General features: G+C 58.2%; 14 protein-coding genes and 1 pseudogene. 10 read left to right on the plus strand and 5 right to left on the minus strand.

Translation table 11 applies throughout. The features are described from left to right. Positions 1-302 (plus strand): annotated as a pseudogene (locus K288_RS0137920) (IS5/IS1182 family transposase); the annotation flags it as partial. A gap of 400 nt (positions 303-702) precedes the next feature. Here K288_RS0137920 and K288_RS55130 read toward each other — a convergent pair. Both K288_RS55130 and K288_RS0137930 read right to left on the minus strand, forming a co-directional pair. Further along, entirely contained in the window at positions 703-2613 is a 1911-nt protein-coding gene (locus K288_RS55130) for a hypothetical protein (protein ID WP_027584175.1), read from the minus strand. Positions 2614-2628: 15 nt separating this feature from the next. After that, positions 2629-2877 carry a hypothetical protein gene (locus K288_RS0137930; protein WP_152535870.1) on the minus strand — a complete coding sequence of 83 codons (249 nt, stop codon included), beginning with the start codon at positions 2875-2877 and terminating at the stop codon, positions 2629-2631. A 264-nt stretch (positions 2878-3141) separates the two neighbouring features. Here K288_RS0137930 and K288_RS52970 point away from each other — a divergent pair, with 264 nt between their 5' ends. After that, positions 3142-3846 (plus strand): hypothetical protein, encoded by a 705-nt coding sequence (locus K288_RS52970; RefSeq protein WP_152535871.1) that lies wholly within the window; start codon positions 3142-3144, stop codon positions 3844-3846. Continuing rightward, the gene (locus K288_RS0137940; RefSeq protein ID WP_152535872.1) at positions 3809-4468 is read left to right on the plus strand and encodes a hypothetical protein; all 660 of its coding nucleotides are present in this window, start codon (positions 3809-3811) and stop codon (positions 4466-4468) included. The genes K288_RS52970 and K288_RS0137940 overlap by 38 nt, the downstream gene beginning before the upstream one ends. A 628-nt stretch (positions 4469-5096) precedes the next feature. Here K288_RS0137940 and K288_RS0137945 read toward each other — a convergent pair. Beyond that, positions 5097-7532 (minus strand): DUF2235 domain-containing protein, encoded by a 2436-nt coding sequence (locus K288_RS0137945; RefSeq protein ID WP_160169055.1) that lies wholly within the window; start codon positions 7530-7532, stop codon positions 5097-5099. A gap of 622 nt (positions 7533-8154) precedes the next feature. Here K288_RS0137945 and K288_RS51325 point away from each other — a divergent pair. Then, complete coding sequence (locus K288_RS51325) at positions 8155-9459, plus strand: recombinase family protein (protein WP_160169056.1); 1305 nt, start codon at positions 8155-8157, stop codon at positions 9457-9459. 752 nt (positions 9460-10211) lie between these two features. Next, positions 10212-11540: an MFS transporter gene (locus tag K288_RS0137955; protein WP_027584181.1), complete on the plus strand. Its 1329-nt coding sequence runs from the start codon at positions 10212-10214 to the stop codon at positions 11538-11540. A gap of 301 nt (positions 11541-11841) precedes the next feature. Here K288_RS0137955 and K288_RS0137960 read toward each other — a convergent pair whose 3' ends face one another. Next, positions 11842-12237, minus strand: coding sequence for a super-infection exclusion protein B (locus K288_RS0137960; protein ID WP_160169057.1), 396 nt, complete (start codon positions 12235-12237; stop codon positions 11842-11844). 692 nt (positions 12238-12929) lie between these two features. On the opposite strand from K288_RS0137960, the gene K288_RS52975 reads away from it, so the two are divergent. Continuing rightward, entirely contained in the window at positions 12930-13259 is a 330-nt protein-coding gene (locus K288_RS52975; RefSeq protein ID WP_152535873.1) for a hypothetical protein, read from the plus strand. 392 nt (positions 13260-13651) lie between these two features. Here the strand turns inward: K288_RS52975 and K288_RS0137975 are convergent, their stop codons facing one another. Further along, a complete protein-coding gene (locus K288_RS0137975; RefSeq protein ID WP_027584183.1) occupies positions 13652-14206 on the minus strand; it encodes a hypothetical protein in 555 nt (184 codons plus the stop codon). A 1309-nt stretch (positions 14207-15515) separates the two neighbouring features. Between K288_RS0137975 and K288_RS0137980 the strand changes: the two genes are divergently transcribed. The 4 genes from K288_RS0137980 (at position 15516) to K288_RS0137995 (ending at position 19743) form a co-directional block, all read left to right on the plus strand. Beyond that, positions 15516-16412, plus strand: coding sequence for a S1/P1 nuclease (locus tag K288_RS0137980; protein WP_051334966.1), 897 nt, complete (start codon positions 15516-15518; stop codon positions 16410-16412). A 386-nt stretch (positions 16413-16798) separates the two neighbouring features. Further along, entirely contained in the window at positions 16799-17077 is a 279-nt protein-coding gene (locus K288_RS0137985) for a DUF2285 domain-containing protein (RefSeq protein ID WP_027584185.1), read from the plus strand. Between the two features lie 309 nt (positions 17078-17386). Continuing rightward, positions 17387-18187, plus strand: a complete 801-nt coding sequence (locus K288_RS0137990) for an ATP-binding cassette domain-containing protein (RefSeq protein ID WP_027584186.1) — start codon at positions 17387-17389, stop codon at positions 18185-18187. Then, positions 18184-19743 carry an ABC transporter permease/substrate-binding protein gene (locus tag K288_RS0137995; protein ID WP_027584187.1) on the plus strand — a complete coding sequence of 520 codons (1560 nt, stop codon included), beginning with the start codon at positions 18184-18186 and terminating at the stop codon, positions 19741-19743. Before K288_RS0137990 ends, K288_RS0137995 begins: the two co-directional genes overlap by 4 nt. Positions 19744-20510 lie beyond the last annotated feature (767 nt).

A 20510-nucleotide genomic window follows, 5' to 3' on the forward strand; every position in this document is an offset into this window, starting at 1 on the left:
GAGGTCACAATGCGCCACCCGATTACAAGTTCAGGGTGTTCATCTCAGGCCAGAAGCGGCGCGTGACGCCCAGGATCAAACGCGAGCTGCGCCGGCGCTCGGCCGTCGAGCCGGTCATCGGCCATCTCAAATCCGAGCATCGCATGGGGCGCAACTACTTCTGGTACCGCAAGGGCGACGCCGCCAACGCCGTCCTCGCCGCCGCCGGATACAACTTCCGCCGTCTCATCCGCTGGCTGGAGCTTTTGTTGCACCAAATCCTGGTCAGGCTCATCCTCCGATTTCAGCTCGTCCCAAGCTGAAATCAGACTTCTTCACGGGCGACTAGGTCTCCTCGTTGTTGCGCGCCTCGAGGTGACAGGATCCGTGTCCTTACGCCGCGGATCGCATCATCGATCCAGTCGCCTTTTGCGATATAGCCCGTCACCGCATCGGCGCGTGGCCCCGCTCGCGCAACCATTGAACGCCGTTGAAGTCTCCGCTGGAGTTCACGGAGATCACCGCCGTCGCACCAGCCACCAAACGGTTCGCAACATGCCGTCGCCGGCGCGTGTAATCACGCCAAGCCGGTTCTTTCCGGCCGCCGGCTCAAGTTCGTTCAATAATCTTCCCCGCGGCGCCTTCCTACGCGTGAGCCCTCCGGCACGCTGTAGAGCTGACGGCCTCAGCGAGGCGCCGGAAGACGCACAAGCTGCGCCGTAGCTACGCCGGCTCAAGGTGCGCGGGCTCGTCAAACGGAAGGTGTAATTGATCGCGGTACGGAAACAGCGGAAGAAGACAAAGGCGGAAGATCAGCCAACAACTGTAAATTGCGTCGTGACCATAGGGATCACCGTCATGCAACAGACCATGGGACAACGCATGACGAAGGTATGGCCCAGGCTTTTTCAAGAAGACACCCTCAATATCGGTCATAATAGCAGATCCGAAAATCGTACTGAGCTCGCCTCTCATTTGCTCGAAGAGCGACGAAATCGTGCGGTCTTGTTGTGTTTGTGTCGAGTCGTCGAAGATCGTCACATCGTGGCCGTTGGCTTTCAGCAAGTGGCGAAGCGAGCTTTCCAGCAACGGCGTTAGGATATAGAGACCGCTAACGAAATCTCCCTGAAAGAACCGCAAGAAACCGCGGCTGAACGTTCTGACCAAATCGCTTGGTACAAACGGGCTATGTATTAGAAGGTGCGCAAATACATCGTCCGACAGTAAGTGATCACGCGCGATCGACTGCCGCGCCACCTCTATCTGCCCCGAGACGGTTATCTGACGGCGAATGCTTTCGTGCCGCGCGATGTGATCTCTGATCGCGGACTCGTCACCACCGTCACCAAGTCCGCCTCCGTCGGTGCGATGCACTACCTTTCCTTCTCGATCGTGATGTGAGGCGCCAAAGAGAGAAGAGAGCGGATGCTCTCGGATTGATTGGGATGCGTCCGCTGCGAGCTTCGCTGGATCCGGTGATTGATCAAGCGCCGCGAATACAAAAAACTTATCGCGAAGCGTCGGGCGGTCCATGGTTCGTTCGACTTCTCTTGCGATGTCCTCAAGGTCCAGGGGATACGAGAACGGCGACATTTCTTCCGCTATCCCGGCCTGAACATCGATCAGGCGGTGCCGTAGTTCCCTTCGTCTATCCTTCTTGCCGGGAACGCCATGGAGTTCGGAAATTGCGTCAGATAGCAAGGACGACGCAAGCATAGCCATGGGCTGACCTTCGGCCATGAGAACGAATTGTTCGGCCGCAGCGGTCTGTGCACGATGTTTGTCGTCCTCGTTCTTTGCAAGATGGTATGCCCGAGCGGCCAATCGCCAAAGGTCGATAACACCGTGACCATCAGAACCACTCGGAAGGCCCGCGATCAAGGTTTCGATATCTTTACCGATCACTGCTGGATCAGAGATCCCAAAATCCAGGTCGAGATCACTAAACCAGAATGCCGGATTAGGCAGCGCCTTCTGCATGGCTCGTCCACGCAATTGGACGGCCACCTCACGAGCGAGCATTGATTCCGGCTTATCCCACCCGACGGCTTTGCTAATTTGCAGCGCGCGTCGCAGATGATCGCGCGCATCGTGCTTCAACGCACCCTGTCCTTTGTCGAACTTGAAGACTAGCGAGCCATCATCCACGCCCTTGACAATATCGACGTATGCCGCGATGGCCGCCAAGGCGAGCCTTCCCTTCTTGCGATCCAGACTCCAACAGAGATCGGCGAGACGTGCCTTCAGCGCCGGGTGCTTCGCCAAGTCAGCAGCGGCCTCGAGCACCTGTTGTAACGGGCCGCGAAAGTCAGCCGGAATCGGGGATCGACGCCCGTCGGCGAAGACTGCCATTGGTCCAAACGGCTCACTTTTCTCCTTGGATCTAAGCATCATTCCGGCTGCGGCGGAGAGCATCCTGAACATCCTCACCGCGGGCCCATCTTGCCCTTTATCGGCTGCAGCGCGAAACAGATCCCCTAGGTCGCGGCTATCAGCGCTGTTGGATGCAGCAATCGGACTTTCGAATGCCAACCCCTCAAGATCAGCAAGAGACGCTTGTAGCCAAACAGGCTGCGAGACATCCGTTTGCTCCACTGCACTTGCTTCGTCGCTTGCGCCAATCTCACGGTTCATTTGAGGCGGTTCCATTCACATGTACTTGCGGAAAACAGGACGTACCGGCGCGCTAAATATAGTGGTCGACTTGACCTGAGCATCGAGCAGCACGCCGAGCGGTGCGCCGCTGCTGGGATTACGCATTACACTGACGCCGCCCGTACCAGCTTCGAGCCGACCACACGGGATCGCAGATGAACTGCATTTCCAGAATGGATCTTTCTTGACGGCGTCTTCGCCGAGTTCGCCGACGACTTGGCTGCCTGTGATTCGCTTTCTCATGCCCAAGATCATAGGGGCTTAAATATGGAGGCGAGAAGAATCGGTCCCGTTATGTATTGTGGCAAAAAGCTTTATGTTCGTACAATCAGATACTTACGCGGCGAGCGATAGGTACGATGGTCCTGTGAATTGGGCCGTCCGGAATGAAGGTTGCGGTCTCAAGCGCATCGGCCGATTTTAGTCGCCTAAGCGCCGGTCGAACCGGCGGCTCATTTCAACCCTAACGCGACGAGTCAAAGTCCGTGAGGGCGGCGGAAGGCAGAGATGACGCAAGCAGGCGGACCAGCCGCAATCAACGGCTTTCTCTACCAGATGATCCAGCATCTCGGTCGGTTGGCGGACATTGCCCTCTCGGGCCGTTTAGACGGCCAGGAGATCGAAGAAGCATGTCTCGTCCTGGAGCCGCGCGGTGGGGGTGACGCACGTGCAGAGGCCGCTGGGATTTATCTCGTGGAGCAGTACAAGACACGACGCGGCGGTACCTGGGCTGTCGCGGATATTGAATCTGCTCTACGCGACCTCCGAAAAGCCGTTCCAACCCCGCTACCGGCGTTGGCCCGTTACCGCTTTGTGACGGATGGTCGCGCCGGACGACTGGAAGAATTTACTTCGTTCCTTGCTGAAGTGAAGAACGTGACAGCACCTGATGAACTCGACGCTGTCGAGAGGAGGAGCTTTGGGGCACATTTTATCGGTACTCACCGCGAATTCTTTGACCACATTAGCATAACGCCCCGAAGCGCCGATGCTCCAGCGACGGTTGACGAGGCGGATCGCGTATTTCATCTCTTGTCTCGTTTCGATATCGAGTTCGGTATCGACGGCGTCGAGTGCGCGGAACAAATCGAAAGGCTCTTGCGCCGATATGCAGAGAACCTGGGAGATGAGCGACGAGTTCGTGAGCATCACACTCTTCTAAGATGGAGTGAAGTTGCTCAAGTCCCAGCGGCACGGCAAGAGCACGATTGATCTCGAACCAGACGCCCCGATTGTTGTGCACCTTCTTGCCGCTACCGGCCGGATCATCGATCTTTGGACCCAGCATGACAGTATCCAACACCGCAGGTGTCCAGGTGCCGCGCCATTTGGCCTCGCCTGCGAGGAATCGCGTTACGCGCCCCTTTTCATTGACAACGATAGCGATGAAATCGTCTCCCTTGCGCCCAAGGACCTCCCGCGTTCGCTGAGGATCGCGATTCAGCGTGTAGATGTATTATCCGGCATCCTCGTGATTGCGAAAGAGGAAGACCGGCACCAGCCACTCATGGCTTCCGGTAAACTCGTAGGCTTCGGTCATCATGCCGGACATGACTTCCCCAAACAGCCCTTTTCGCGCGGTGAGAGGGAGCGCGGAAGGATATTGCGCGTCACAACCAATTTCGCCTTCGTCTGGATGGAGGCTGATGCGTGCGAGCCTGTGGAAACACTGCCTCGCATCGAGATGGGCGGATTCGAAATACGGGATCAAGTCATCGCAAGGCGCCTTGCCTGCTGGCGTTCGCTCCTCAAGAAGCAGATGACCGTAATTGCCTTCTTCAGAGGGATAGTCTTCGAGCCATCTTTTGAGCGCCTTCCTCGGCGGCTTACATGAATGCATTATCCGGATCTTCAGCTAAACATTTTGTTGTATCTGTTCAAAACAGCCAAAAGTGATACCAGCACCCGCATGAGTTGAAAAGGCGACGGATGAGAAGAGCAATAGGTCCATGTGCCCCACCAGCGAGGCATTGATATCTCGCGACGGGGGTCTGTTTCGCCTGGCTCGACGGCATCGGTACACTTCGTACACTTCAGGGATCGGCCCGCCTATCCAGAGCCCTAAAAACCGCCTCCGCCCAATATGAATTTGAGCCCACCAAGGACTGATTCTCGACGCTTCTGACGCTGCCTGACTTCCTGATCCCTTGCACATTGCATCGGCACCATGAACCCTAATAGTTGGGTTGTAGCCAGTAATTTGACGATCCGGGTGCACGGCACCATTGACACATGAAAGCTGGTGCGCTTGTGGCCTGGAATGTTCGCGGATACGCGTGGATCGCGGAGTCTCGCAAGAAAATTGACTTATGAGGCCCGGCGTTGATCGCTCCTACTCAGCTAGTCTTGAGCGGCAATCGAAAAATCCGATAATTGATCTCCTCGAACGCATCGCCGAAACGCTCGGTGTTCATTTATCCGAATTCTTTCTTCGGCCGATCAGGCCCTCGACAGTATCTTCGCTACTTCGACGGCTTGATGAAGAATGAGATGCAGCCCGTATTGTCGTTGTAGAGCCACTGATACGTGCGCGGGAGGATGAGGACCGCGTCGTTCACGTAAAAGAAAAGCTCATCGGTGACCTTGGGCGTGACATACTCGGAAATCTTCTTCACGCGCCGGTCTGGATCAGGTTCGAGAAAGTCCACTTCGCTGCCAAGGGAGCCGTAGCGCGCCACCGGTTGAAACCAGGGCTGGAAATAGTATCGCCGCAGCGGTGATGCGAGAATATGGATCGCGGTCTCGGTCCAGGACAGCTGAATGCCGCCCTCCGGATTATGGAAAGTCGAATATCCGCCCGCGTCCGTTTCAACGCTGCCATTCATCAAGGGCTCTTCCCCGGCGCCCGCGGCTAGTTTGCATGTGTCCTTGCTGGTCGAATACTTCTCATACTGACGGGCCAGCGTCGTCGGGTCCGGGTTGGTCCAAATGTAGTATCGCTCGAGGCGGCCGACCTTATAACCCGTGGCAAAGCACGGGTCGGAGGTTGGAAAGGAGACCAGCGTTCCGGCATCCGGAATGTACTCCAGCTTGTCCGTTCGCTTGCAAATCAGCCCCGCCTGGTCCACAGCCGTGAATACAAGGCGGTCGCCGACGGTGAGCGCCAGATATGCAATAGCAATGGCCGAAAGCGCCGGACCCAGATAGTAGCGCCATCCTGAGCGGACTCCCATGAGGACACGTTCACGGCTTCCTGGCGTGGAGCTGGGAGCCGTCTTCGGCACGGGAAGCTTTCCCGCGAACGCTTTGCGCCAAAGCGCGCTCATTCGGTCGTCGATCGCCGAAGCAACGCGGCTACCGCCTACGATCAAGGCTCCAATGATCCCCACCAGGATTAGGAACGTCCCGGGATACTGCGCATAGGAAGCCAGCCATTGGGATACCCACGAAGGCAGGAACCCGCTCAGCGCTCGGATAAAGTCCGAAACCCATTTGAGCGCGTTGACCCTCTCACCAAGCGGATCACTCCGCCCAGTAAGGGGAAATACGACAAATACGACGGTCGCCGCCAACGTGAGGAAATACAGCGCCGCGCGGGTGTAGACGAGCGGCCAGACGTTCTCGCGCTCGGCGACAACGCGCGCCTGGGCTTGTCCCGAGGTTTCCGGCGTGTTGATTGTCGGTCCTGACGCGCTGTCCGGCAGGCTATCGATTCTGAAGCGGACGCTGCCGTCTTGGGCTATCTCTGGCGAGACAACATCATAGTCATGTGGAATTCCAATCGGCGCATAGACGTGGGCGTTGTTCTTTATGCGCCTTAATACCGTCTCGTGGATCTTGGGCTTCTCAACATACACCTCATCACCCGTCGTCCAGGAGAAGCGCTGCCGGGTCAGCCGGGATACGCGCCGTGGCCCGTAGCGGTAGTAACTCGCCGCGCCTGCGCGGGAGTCATATAGCCGGCCGTCTTTATCCTGCGCCTGCTTGGTTTCCGCGAGCGCTGCAGGATCCGATGACTTGAAGCAGAGACCTTGGGCTCTCGCCTCCTCCATAATCCAGTACAGCGGTATCTGCGCCAGGGAATCGTCCGGATATCCGCCACCAACATTCGCATGTACGCCGACGAACCAGACCTGGCTAATTCTCTCCGCGGAGGTGTAACGAGTAGCTACGCTTGTCGGTTGCGTCTCCTGCCTCTCATTCCAGAGGACGGGATGGAATGTGGTGCGCTCGTCATCGAGGGAGAGCGCATGACACGCGCGCTTAACACTAGAATGAAGCGTGTGGCCGGGCAATTCCAGCGGCCAGATCCATTGGCTTACGCCCTGGGTCATTTCGTCGATCGGAAGACCGTAGGCGGCGACCGTATCCCACAGCCCTAGAAAGCGGATGACCGGCGTCTCCCTCCCGGCCGGCACTCCCATTGGCTTGGAAGACACTTCTCTTCCAAGCAATTTCTTCAGGCCGAGACCCATCAAGTGCCAGTTCGTGTGGAAATGCTTTCTGTGATATGCGCGGTAGGCCTTTTTCGCCTGCCGGTCCAATTCGCTATCGGAGATGCCCTCTGCCGGAATCAGGCCCTGATCTAGGATCAATCCCATCGTCACGCGGATCGTGAAAGCGCCTCGGCTGAACCCGAATGCGAATATCTCGTCGCCCTGGTTGCGGTAGTTGCGGCATGCGAACTTGTAGAGCGTGATGACGTTGCGACGGAGGCCGATCCCAAATGCTCCCCCAATAAGAGCTAACGGCTTGAATGACGAGGTCCCGACCCCATCGTCATAGCAAGCGACCTGATCGTCGTTGGTGAGGTCCAGCGCGCTGAACATGCGCCAAACGTTGGTTCGCCAGACCTTTGCCGATGAATTGCCAGTGCCATCTGAGAGGAGCACGATGCGCCGCGGCATTTTCTTCCCCAAACAAAATGAAATCAGTAAGCCGTCGCGATAGTCAGACAACATGTGGTTGCAATATACGCTAGATGAGCGTTGCTCGCCCATGAGTCAAGATCAATTAGTCTTTCATTTTGGAATCTGCTCTCGAAGGGTCCTTTTCCAATCGGAAGGGCGACTGGTGTCCATCAATATGCAGCGCAGATCGCGCAGCCCTTCAGCGCCTTTCGGTGTCATCACGCAGATTCTCAACAGATGGGTTGCCAGCTCCGTCCGTCCGGTTCGTACAAAATCCCGGATCTGAGCTGGCTACGGTTGTCCTTGACAATCACAACCTGAGCTCGAATCATCCAACCGATTGGGATCGACCATTTTCGTTGACGTCGTGCTCTTAAATTTGAGCTGCGCTTTGGGGGCGTAGCTCCCTGTTCGTTTAGCTGCCTGGAAAGAACGATCGAACGGGCTGTAAGGCCCAAACTCAATGGCCCGGAAATCGTTATCGACATCTCCTCAGCAACACGCCGTAGCCGGGAAGGAATGTGATCGTTCCCTGTTGCCAAATTGATGGCGGCACCAGTCTCGCATGATGTCCCGCAGCCCCAAGTCGCGAGCACCTACTGAACAGCAAAATTCGGAGGTCCGCCGCCGCCTCTCGAAGTCGCGTCCGGGACGCGCCGAAGGAGGGGCCATGTCCCATAGTCTCCCGACATCATCATCCGATGCCCCGATACGCGCGGCGCAGTACTTGCGCATGTCGTCCGAGAACCAGCGCTACTCAACTGAAAACCAGCAGAATGCGATTGCTGAGTATGCTCGGCAGCATGGTTACCAAGTCGTGGCGACGTATGTTGACGTAGGAAAGAGTGGACTTTCGCTGAAAGGCCGCGACGCGCTGCGGCAACTCCTCAGCGACGCCCTCGCCACCGAGCGTGCTTTTGACGCCATTATGGTCCTCGATGTTAGCCGGTGGGGACGTTTTCAAAATCCGGACCAAGCTGCGCACTACGAATTTTTGTGTCGGCAGGCAGGACTCCGCGTCATCTATTGCGCAGAACCATTCGGAGAAGACGTTGCTCCTATCACAACGATCGTTAAGCACTTGAAGCGGGTGATGGCTGGTGAGTACAGCCGCGAACTCTCGACAAAACTGGCCCGTGCCCACCGTCAACAAGCGGAACTGGGCTTTCGCCAGGGCGCGAAGCTGGTCTACGGCTTCCGGCGACTTCTTGTAGACTCGGCGCGCAAGCCCAGGCAAGTCTTGGCCAACGGTGAGAGGAAGGCACTCGATAATGACAAGGTGATTGTCATCCCGGGTCCACCTGAAGAACTCGCCGTGATAAGGCGTATTTTCCGGCTCTACGTGCGTAGCCAGCTTTCGATCGTCGAAATTGCCCGGCGCTTTGCCAAGGAAGGCATAAAGGGCTACGGGAACGATCCTCTAAGCCCGGCCACCATCCGTACCATTCTTTCAAGCGAACTTTGCATCGGGCGGATGACGTACAATCGCACCTCTCACCGGCTGCAAGGTCGCGTGCTGAAAACTCCTGAGTCTTCATGGACAAGATTTGCTGCCTTCGAACCGATCGTGCCGGTTTCGCTGTTCCGAACGGCGCAAGAACGTCGCGCCCGTTGCCGGTCCTGGGACAAACCAGCGATAGCGGCGTCCCTGAAGAAGCTGCTTGCGCAAGAGGGATACCACCAATCATTATCAGCAGGAACATCGGCAGAAGCGTTGTCAGATTCGCGCCGGCTTTTTCGAACTGCTTTGAGGCGACCAACTCCGCGATTATCGAAAGGGCTTCTCCTAAGAAAATTGCCCCGACCGCTACAATCTTCGACATTGAGCTCATCGCCTGAGCGTACTGAAAAGAAGGACGAAAGGTACCTGCCAATATTCGACTTCCCGTTTCGGCTGACTTCAACAGCCGGACTTGCGATGAAAGCGATCGCATTGCTGCCACGCACCATTACCGGCAGTGCCGGCGATGTTTGAGATCGCAACGTTCGATGCAGTGGCAATGCTTGAAAGCAGTTGCGCGTGGGGTTAACGGATTGATCGGGCGTCTTCCGGCCACTTGCTGAATCCATTCAGTAGGTTCGCAAGTTCTATCGGCGCAAAGCGAGAGAGTTGGCCGTCCCGGCTCAGCACCTCACCGCTATTCCAACTCCGTCACCACTCATCCCGCCATTTCGCATCATCACACGTCAAGAGAATGCGGCGGGCGTTCGCACCGAGACGATCCTCATCGTCGAGGTGATTGGATCCCAACTCAATCGCTATCAGAGCTCTCTTGCCTGTTAGTCATTTGCGCCAACGCGCCATTCTCGCGCGGCCGCTTTTTCAACTCTACAACCTTACGCTACGTGAGATTCAAGCTATTTCAACACCAATGCATATTCGGGCTACGATTCACGAGCTGCATCGGTACAGTGTTGCCGGAATTCTCTAAGCTACAAGGCTATCCTTTCAAAGCGCAGCCATCTGGTCGCGCTGCGCCCACACGGATTGCCATCGCCCAGACCCGACCCGCGACGCCGAGCGCGATCGCTGGCGTTGTCCGCAAGCTTTCATGGACGCGGCAAAGATTGTAATGGGCCACGTACAGGCTCAGGGCTGCGCCGTAGTGATCCTGCTTTTTGAGATTGCGAGTCGCGCGAACCCGCTCCTGGCTCATGCAGAACGCAAGCTGCTCCGCATAGTCTGTCGAAACGTTTCAGGATCGCATTCGAGACGGGGCCAGGTGCATGGCTAAACAATTCACTCGGCAAAGCTCGAAGCCGACCCTCATTGCGGCAGACGAAGGCTTGACTAGCCATGCTGTGTTGGGCGCGACGATCGGCAATATGCTCGAATTTTACGATTTCGGGACGTATAGCTTTTTCGCCATCCAGATCGGTCACACGTTCTTCCCAGCGAAGGATCAGTTCGCCAGCCTTATGCTGTCGCTCGCGACCTTCGGAGCGGGTTTCGTGACCAGACCCATCGGGGCCATTGTGATCGGCTCGTACTCGGATCGAGTCGGACGCCGGCCCGCAATGACCGCCAGTTTTGTCATGATGAGTGTCGCGATACTCGTGTTGGCTGTGACGCCCTCGTACGACACGATAGGGATCGCCGCTCCGTTATTAGTTATTTTCGCGCGTTTGGTGCAGGGCTTCGCCCTGGGAGGCGAAGTCGGTCCGACGACCGCCTATCTGATGGAAGCGGCCCCGGCCGGACGCCGGGGCCTTGCCGTCTCGTTTCAGCCTGCCAGCCAACAAATAGCAGCAACGGCCGGCGCGCTGGTCGGAGAAATACTCTCCCTCACCATGACAAGCGAATCGCTGGATGCGTACGGATGGCGGATCGCGTTTCTACTCGGTGCCTGTACGCTGCCGTTCGGACTTTGGTTGCGCAGGGCCCTGCCCGAAACGCTGCACCGACCTGAAGCGCCGGCTCCCGCCGTCGAGCCCGCAAGGAAATTGCGTGCCAGCCGCCGCATGATGAGCTTGGGATTGGTCATTTTGGCCAGCTGCACGATTTTCACCTATATCACGGAATATATGACGACTTATGCGCTGAACACCCTGCAAGTTGCCGCGCCTCTCGCCTTTGCGGCCACTGTCGTCAGCAATGCGGTGGGCATTGCTGCGGCACTCCTGGGCGGTTGGCTCGCAGATCGGGCAGGACGCCGGCCCATCATGATATGGCCGCAGATCGCCGCGCTGCTGATGACCTATCCGGTGTTCTTGTGGATCGTAGAGAGCCGCAGTCCCATGGCGCTTCTCGCAGGTCTCGGCGCGCTCACTCTCGTCGGAACGATTCCGTATAGCGCCTTCTATGTCGGTATGGCCGAAGGATTGCCCAAGAGCATCCGCGGCGGCGCCTTCGCGACGATCTACGCTTTTGCGATCGCGATCTTCGGGGGCACAGCTCAACTCGTTGTCGCTTGGCTGACCCACGTTACTGGGAACGCGTTGGCGCCCGCTTGGTACATGCTTGTCGCAACCGCGGCCGGGCTCTGCGCTATGCTGATGATGCCCGAGACGGCGCCGCACAAAGTTCGGGCCGCCGCGAAGACGCGGGGCCCGTAGCAGCTTTGGACAATGCGATAAGGGGTACGGCCCCAGCCAGGTTGCCAATCTCACGATGCGTGCCGCGTCTTGGACCAGAATTTGGCAACAATCCCCGACACTCTCCGCCAATCCTGCCCCGGGGCTGACCAAGGGCCTGCTTCAGTTTGTCGATGGCGCCCTAGCAATTGCTGACAGCAACCTTGGCGACCGCCCCTCGTTTTTTCATGTTGTCATTGTCCTCACTCCAGCAGTTCCGGATGCTGGGTTAGAATCGTACGGACTAACGGTGGAAGATTGTACGGGAAGTTAAACCCGTGGCTCACTTGCGAGGACCGGTAAATGATCTGCTTGGCGACCAAGCCGCCGTTATCCCGTCGCTGATCGGAGCGTAGATGGAGTTCTCATTTGCGACGATGTACGGACGCAAGAACTCTTTTTTGGCTTCGGTCAACTGTTCTAGCGTTTCGCGTACCAAGCGCTGGAATTGCCGGTCCTTCCAAGGCCGCATCGCAGCTTTGGTCAGAGCAGAAATCAGCGCGACCGAAAGCAAGCTGGCAGATACGACCAAGACGACGCCGGCATACATCCGATAAGTTTGTCGCAGTTCCTCTAGATCGAGTTGCCGAACGAAGCCGTCGGGAAGAAAAAGCAATGCGGCACTCGCCAGCAACGCTGCAAGATAGATCTTCCAGCCCGCATTGATGACAGCGGTCAATACAGAGCCAATCCATTCCATAGCTTGCCGTTATAGCGAGCTGACCACTCAATTGGTATGGGTGTAAGGTCAGGATACCTGTAAGAAGTTGTGCAAGCGACCGAAGTGCGGCCCATGAAAACTCTGCCGCGACAGCTGGAAGTGATCGTCAATCCGTGGGACGATCTTCGCTCAAATCGCGCGTCCGCCACGGCATGTATTTCTCGCCCGTGTCGCATTATTCCGTTCCGTAGACCGTTTGCCGGGCGGGGAGTGTGGCGCGCCGCTCGAGATCGGAGCCGCCACAGGCCACAGGCGTGATCTCGACGGGAACAAAAGTAGGCTCGGCATCTCCCCAGTCGACCTTGGCCGCCAACCGTCCTCCCGCGCGTCACGGCGGACCGCATAGACTTGCCAGTGCCCTTCGAATCCGAAGTTCGCTAAGCGATTTGAGAGAATCGAGTCATGCGGTCGATGGACGGAGCGGGACATGGCCTATGTCACAAACGTCCCGGCAGCCTCACCCGATGTCACCACCAGGCGAGGCCCAAGCAAAGGGGCGAAGTTTGCTTGTGCGTGTGGGAACGCGCATCAACCGTATTTGTGTCAGCTGACGAAAAGCTGACGGGCTAGGCACCACGCGTCCGCCGCGCCGGAATTCCTTGACTTCAGCCGCTCGCTCCGCCGCAATTTCGATACAACAGAAACATGGCGTGGTCGATTCGACCCTCCATCAGCGCATGGCCCATATACCTCAGGAAAGCTCGCAACGCCATTGCGTCGGCCGCGTGACAGGAGGTGCTGGCTGTCACGTTGAACCTCATTTAGGCATTGGCTCGTTTCTGCAGCTCATCACAACGCTTCATCAGATCATCACACGTCTCGGCATCGTCGGGCAGGATGCCATCCTCGGCCATTTTCTTGTATTCGGCTGCGAGCTCGGCGCGAGTTTCGCCAATGCCTTGGCAACGAGCTCTCGTCATCGTCGCATGCCGCGCAGCGCGAGAGTGAAACCGCGTGTCAGACGGAGCGCAGCGGAGTGAACCCGCGGACGCTGAGACCGGTAAAAAGGGCACCCGATGACGGGGCAGTGATAGCGACGCCGGAATGCAATGACGGCGGGCCCCTTCAGTGAGCGCTCCCGGCGAAGCGTTCCTTTGGTCTTGCGCAAGGAATCCTGACCGAAGGCCGAGCCCCGGCATCCCGCGCGCAGGGATCTGCGGAGCTCGGTAAGCGCAGCACGTAGAGTCCGACCGGTGAAGTCCGATGCATCCTTGACGGCTAGGATAAAGAGGCGGGCACGAGAGCAAGAGCTTTCTGAACTGGGTGGGTCAATGTGCGCGCATAGCCCATTTGATTTGGGTCATCATCCGCTGTGGATGAGCATCTCTGGCTAGATACCGCTCGTTGGGCACCGACAGCGGCCTCGGCTCGCTTAAGCGAAGATAATCGAGAGAAGAGCCAGAATCACGGCTACCCAAAAAGCGCCATGTTCTATGTAGGTCCAAGTTTCGGCTCTCAATCGCAATCGCTCAAAACTGAAGCTGAAGGACCCGATCGGTTTATCCCAAAAGGGTCCGATCTCTGCATTCCAAAACTCCGTGTAACCGCTGTAGCCGGGAATGCTGCTGGCTATCGTCCCGCCAGCTATGCCGGCTATGCAAATGAAGATGACCGAGGCACCCAACCAGCCGTGCGCGAAGTGAAATGGTGCAGTGCTGGGTGCCGCTGAACCGAGCGATCCGCCTTGCGTGCCTTTATCGCCGGCGGCGCTGGCTGCGATGAGCGCACCAAAGATTGTCGCCACAGTCGTATAAAGCCCGATATGGAATTTCGTATAGTCGAACAAGAGCTTCAGCCGCTCAAGCTCTCGGTTAGCTTCCAGCTTCAGCAGCTCAAGCTCTTCCAAAGACGTCAGCTCCTTCTGCTTCAGCTGCTCAAGCTTTGCTTCCAAGGGCGTCGGCTTCACTTCCGAAGGCTGGTTCGACATGATTACCTCCCAAGCTAAACTCCGAAGTGTAACGCAGCCTATCGCACCATATCAGATCGGTGAGGATCGGTCAGACGGCATCAAAACAATTGTGCAACCTGCGAACGGCACGGCAAGGCGTCTCTGTCGGGCTGGAGTCATCTTCGACGGATCCAGCGGGGCCATCGGCCCGTCGATGTGCCTTTCTGCCCCATAAGCGCCCATCGGGTCGGGCCATAACTTGTCCACTGAGAACCAGGGTTAGAGTTCCGGCCAGGACGAGGTGACAGCCCTATGACCGTCCGGCGATTCCGATCACGATTACCTCCGGATCAAGTTCGATCTACGCCAGTTGAGAGGATTAATGTCGATACCTGCGGCGCGTCGCGACGATGTCCCGACGCGCTGCCTGCAGGTAATCGTTGGGAGCCACTGCATGTTGTGCGAATAGAAAACCGTGTTGTCGTCAGGGCATTCTCGCGGACGTCGGGCAACGCGCTGACCTGCGAATTGGCTGCGGAGCGGGCGCCATCGCAGGATTGACGGCAACTCTTCTGAATCTCGCAATACCCGCGGTCGGACATGTCGAGTAGTCGGAGGATGCGGCGAAGTTCAAAAGCGGCAGCAACAGATCGCGAACGAGCCGACCAGCGCGAAGCGCCTCTTCAGGATCATGTCGATTCTTCCCGAGACGTATCGCGTGAAAACACCGAAAAATCTGTATTGTGTACGGAGCAAAGTGAACCGATCCGAACTTCGGATAGCCGAAACAATTTTCGGCTGCATGACGAAGTCAACTCAGATCGCCTTCTTGGACGGCATTAAAATGGGTGGCTGGCTAATCGGACTTGCGCTTGACGACAGTCCTATTCGCCGATCGCGGACTCCTTCGCCGACTCCTTGCTGCTGACGGGCAGTAGCATCTCCCGCTCGCGACGTCGACTGTGTGACAGTGCCGACGACTTAGGGTGGATTGTGCGTGGGGCCATATAAGTAGCGCTCCACCTCCGTCGAACGTCCGTTCCGTACGAAGATTGAACGCAGATAACGACACCATCTGCCGACTCAACCATGCGAACGGGAGCATGGTTTGCACAGCGCATTCACCGTGAACTGCGCTCTCGCCCGAAGGAGCTGAAAATTGATCTGAACCGCTCTCCCGGGTGTTGATTGACATTAACTCAATCTATGCGAGAGTTACAAGCGCGGTCTTCGTGACGAGGCCCTTCTGACGGCTTCGAACGCTGAAAGAAGGCCTAGCAGCGTTATCGGTCTCTAACTGCGCATTTTTGAACTTCATTGTTTCGCCAGTGATTTGAGGGAGAGGATTATGATCCGGCTTGCTACGAACCTTGTCACCCTTGCTTGCGGCGCGGTTCTCAGCTGTTTTCACATAAGTGGCGCACTTGCCTGGGGCGACGAAGGCCACGAAGTTGTGGCGCTCGTGGCTCAGTCATTCCTTGATGGAGACGTGCGCAAGCGCGTCAATGCACTGCTTGCCGCCGATACCGATCCACTCACAGCGCATGATATCGCGTCGGCGGCCACCTGGGCAGACAAGTTCCGGGACGCAAACGTGAACAATTCTCGCGAGCGGACACGGCAGTGGCATTTCGTCGACATAGAGATCACGGCTCCGAATTTTGACGAAGCCTGCTTCAATCATCCGCCAGTCCCCAACGGGACCACCGCATCCGACGGGCCGGCATCCGATTGTGTGGTCGACAAGATCGACCAATTCGCGGCCGAGCTCGCCAACCCCGCGACGGATATCGAGGAACAAGTCGCCGCGCTCAAGTTCTTGCTTCACTTCGTTGGCGACGTGCACCAGCCGTTGCACAGCTCGGACGATCACGATCGCGGCGGCAATGCCAAGAGGGTCTCAGCTGCCGGATTCAGTGCCGGCAATCTCCATCACTTCTGGGATACCGAATTCGTAGATCAGCTGGGGCCCGATTCACAGACAATCGCCTCTGATCTCATCGGGCACATCACGAAGGATCAGCAGACGCAGTGGCAATCAGGAAGCCCTGCCGACTGGGCCAAGGAGACGTTCGCGCTGTCGAAGGATGATGCGTATGGACAGCTTCCAGCTCCCAACGCGCGTGGAAGCTTTCGGTTAACGGACGACTATGTCACGACTGCAACAAATGACGTCGGAATCCAACTGAGCAAAGCGGGCGTGCGGCTGGCGATGATCCTGAACCAAGCGCTGCACAAACCATAGGACTTGCCATGGCGAGCAGGCAGCGAAATCTGAGAAACTCGCCGCCCGTCAGAAACGCGCCTGCCGCCACAGGATGGAGCGATTTCGGTCAAGAACCCCATCGGGCATTCGCAGGCCTTCGATTGTTTCCTCCAAATCATCGCCCACCAAATTCCGACGAATTTACCCCCGGTTTCAGAGGACAAACTCAGAGCTCGTAGCTAGGAAGAGGATCTGGTATCCCAAAATTAGGATCGGCGAGAGCTCATCACGTCGACTGACAACTGATTGTGTGCGGGGAGGACCGTGCGCTGCACAGATGACAACTTGACCTGACGCCTGCGTTCCCCCAACCTGAAATCAGCCAAGCACCGTCATTGAACCGATCTCGTCTTGGGAAGATTACCATGCAAAATCCGCCGCTCGATCCGGATGTCAACGATGCAGCGCCGACGGATTCGATCTTGACGCCCTACGACCAAGAACACGCCGTCACCTATATGCGCCTTCTGGACGCAGATGCAGAGGACGCCGACTGGCAAGAAGTTGCAGAGGTCGTGTTGCATATCGATTCCGAACATGAACCGCAGCGCGCCCGCCGCGCATATGAAACCCATCTCGCTCGTGCCAAGTGGGCGGCCAGACATGGCTATCGGCAGCTGTTGCGGAGCGGTCGGCCAAGCTAGATTAAGCGCGTATCAACAAGTGCTATAGATCGTTACATTCCTTGGAGAACGTTGCGCTGACAGATTGTTCTCGATCACCGAGCAAACTCTGTACGAAGCGGACGAAGTCATAACGGTACGTTTCGTACCGAAATGCCCGCGGCCCCACTACCAATTTCGAAGTCTTAGAACACCAAGCGTCTTGCCGCGCGTCACGGCGGGCCGCATAGACTTGCTGGTGTCCTTCGAATCCGAAGTTCGCTAACGTGTCCACCGCAGAATGAAGCGAACTTCAGATTCGGGACACTAGCGCACTGGTCCAGTCCAGCCATGGCACTCGCACCGCTGATCGCCTACGCCCATGTCAGGAAGAGCTTTGCCTACGGTCATGACGCCGAACGCGTCATTGCCGTAGACGATGTCTCGCTCGATATTGCCGCGGGGGAATTCCTGGCGATCGTCGGCGCCTCCGGCTCCGGCAAATCCACCCTGCTGCGGCTTGCCAACCGCCTGCTCGCCCCCGACAGCGGCCGCGTCATAGTGGAGGGCGAGGACGTGCGCGACGTCGATCCGGTGCGCTTGCGCCGGCGCATGGGCTACGTGTTCCAGAGCGGCGGGCTATTTCCGCATATGCGCGTCGCCGACAACATCGCCGTCACGCCGAGACTGCTCGGCTGGCCCGCCGCCGAGATCGCCGCGCGGGTCGACGAACTCCTCGAGCTGGTGCGGCTCGATCACTCCCTCCATCGCGATCGCCTTCCGCATGAACTGTCGGGCGGGCAGCAGCAGCGTGTCGGCGTGGCGCGGGCGCTCGCCGCCCGTCCCCGTATCATGCTGATGGACGAACCCTTCGGCGCGCTCGATCCGCTGACCCGCGACACCCTCGGCGATGAATACCGCGCCCTGCATTGCAGGCTCGCCTTGACCTCGGTAATGGTCACTCACGACATGACGGCGGCCTTGCTGCTTGCCGATCGCATCGCGGTGATGCGGGCCGGACGGGTTGTGGCGCAAGGCCGGCCGGCTGAGCTGTCAAATAACAACGAGCCCTATGTGGCGGAGCTATTGCGCACGCCAAGGCGGCAGGCCGAGCGGCTGAATGCCCTGCTCGCGGGAGCAAGCGCGGGATGAGTTTCCTGTCCGACCCCCGCTGGCGCGACGCGGCGGCGCACCTGCCGGACTACCTCGGCAGCCATGTTCAGGTCAGCCTGGCAGCGCTGGCGCTCGGGCTCGTAATCAGCCTGCCGCTCGCGATCCTCGCACGCAACCATGCCGTGATCCGCGGCATCCTGCTGGGCCTCGCCAGCGTCGTCCAGACCGTGCCGGGACTGGCGCTGCTCGCGCTGTTCTACCCGCTTCTGCTCGTCATTGCGTCGTTGACGCTTCGCTGGTTCGGCTTCGACTTTTCCGCGTTCGGATTTTTGCCCGCCATGCTGGCGCTGGCGCTCTACTCCATGCTGCCGGTGCTGCGCAACACCATCACCGGGCTGAACGGCGTCGATCCCGCGTTGCTTGAGGCGGCGCAAGGGGTGGGCATGACGCCACGGCAATCGCTGTTCACGGTGGAATTGCCGTTGGCGCTGCCGGTGATCATGGCCGGCATCCGCACTTCGGCAGTGTGGGTGATCGGGACCGCGACATTGTCGACGCCGATCGGGCAGACCAGCCTCGGCAATTACATCTTCGCTGGATTACAGACCCAGAACTGGGTGCTTGTGCTGTTCGGCTGCGTCGCCTCGGCGCTGCTGGCGCTCGCGGTCGATCAATTCTTGACGCTCATCGAGCGCGGATTGCGCGAGCGCAAGCGCCTCCACACCATGCTCGGCAGTGTCGGGATCGCCGTACTGGTCACGGCCACGCTGATACCTTCGATGGCACGGGCGCCGTCGACCTACGTCGTCGGCGCCAAGACGTTTGCCGAGCAATATGTGCTCTCCGCGCTGATCGAGCAGCGGCTGCAAGCGGCGGGATTGCAGGCCTCGACGCGCGAAGGCCTCGGCTCCAGCGTGATTTTCCAGGCGCTCGCGGCCAACAACATCGACGTCTATGTGGATTATTCCGGCACGCTGTGGGTCAACCAGTTTCACCGCACCGATATGCCGCCGCGCGAAACATTGCTTGCCGAGTTGAAGGAAATCCTGACGAAGCAGGACATCACCCTGCTCGGTGCGCTCGGTTTCGAGAACGCTTATGCGCTGGTGATGCCGCGGCAGCGCGCCGATGCACTCGGTATTCATTCAATCACTGACCTGGCCGCGCACGCGTCGACGCTGTCGATTGCGGGCGACTACGAGTTCTTCTCGCGCCCCGAATGGACCGCCCTGCAAAAGGCTTACGGCCTCTCATTCCGCACGCAACGACAGATGCAGCCGGATTTCATGTATGCGGCAGTGGCTAGCGGCGACGTCGACGTCATCGCTGGCTATACCAGCGACGGGCGGATCAAGGAATACGACCTGGAGACGCTGGCCGATCCCAAGCACGCAATCCCGCCCTATGATGCGGTCGTGCTGCTGGCACCGCGGCGCGCGCATGATGCGGCGTTGCAGGAGGCGCTGAAGCCGCTCCTTGAGCGGATCGACATTGCGACAATGCGCGAAGCCAATTTGCGCGCCAGTGGCAGCAATGCGAACTCCTCGCCCGCCGCGGTGGCGCGTTGGCTGTGGCAGGAGATCGGTGGGCAGTAGGCGCAGGCCCAGAGTGTCAAAATAATCCACGCACGCGGTGGACACGGCGTGGTTGTCCTTTGCCCACCCGCCCCGCGTTGTGCATCGTCTAAGCGGCTTACCCGCGTTTCCACAGTATCCGGCATGCATTCGGGTTTCGACAGAACGGCCGGCGTTGGTCCGATCCGAACCAACTATGATCTACTGCTCGGACAGAATTTCTCTAATTTCATTCCAGCCAAGGGACCAAGCCGAGATTGAAGCGATGCCATCCGCAAAACGTGCCAAGCTGACAACGACTCGGCAATTTCGACAGTGGCCAGCCGAGAGGAGAGACTTCTTCCGCAGGCTTAGCTGGGACATCGACCCCATTAATGTGCATCTCTGCGAGCTCCCCTGGCACACGGCCAGTGAGCTCGGCATTACCGGCCACAATGGATGATTCCTCATGGCCCTGGAGGATCTCGACAAAGGCGATGGTGTCCCGGTCAATTGGTGGTACGGCAGCTGCAACAGCACGGCAACACCAGTGTGCGGTGCCGTCGCGCGCTGTTCTGGTTACCGCGGCCCCCTCCCTCATCGAACTGAAGTTTAGAGAGCGGTCAGCCACGTTTATAAGCAGCCAGCTCCGCTTCTGGAGCGATATGGAGTCGGGCAATGTCTCAAGCAAACTGGAAATTGGCGAAATGGATGGGCGCGGCTTGCCTCGGGCTGCTACTGGCGGGACCGGCAAAGGCGCAACCTCTCTGGACCTGGACCAACCAATACGGCTCGACTCTAGCGGTCAA

Source organism: Bradyrhizobium sp. Ai1a-2 (assembly GCF_000426245.1).
Taxonomy (GTDB): domain Bacteria; phylum Pseudomonadota; class Alphaproteobacteria; order Rhizobiales; family Xanthobacteraceae; genus Bradyrhizobium.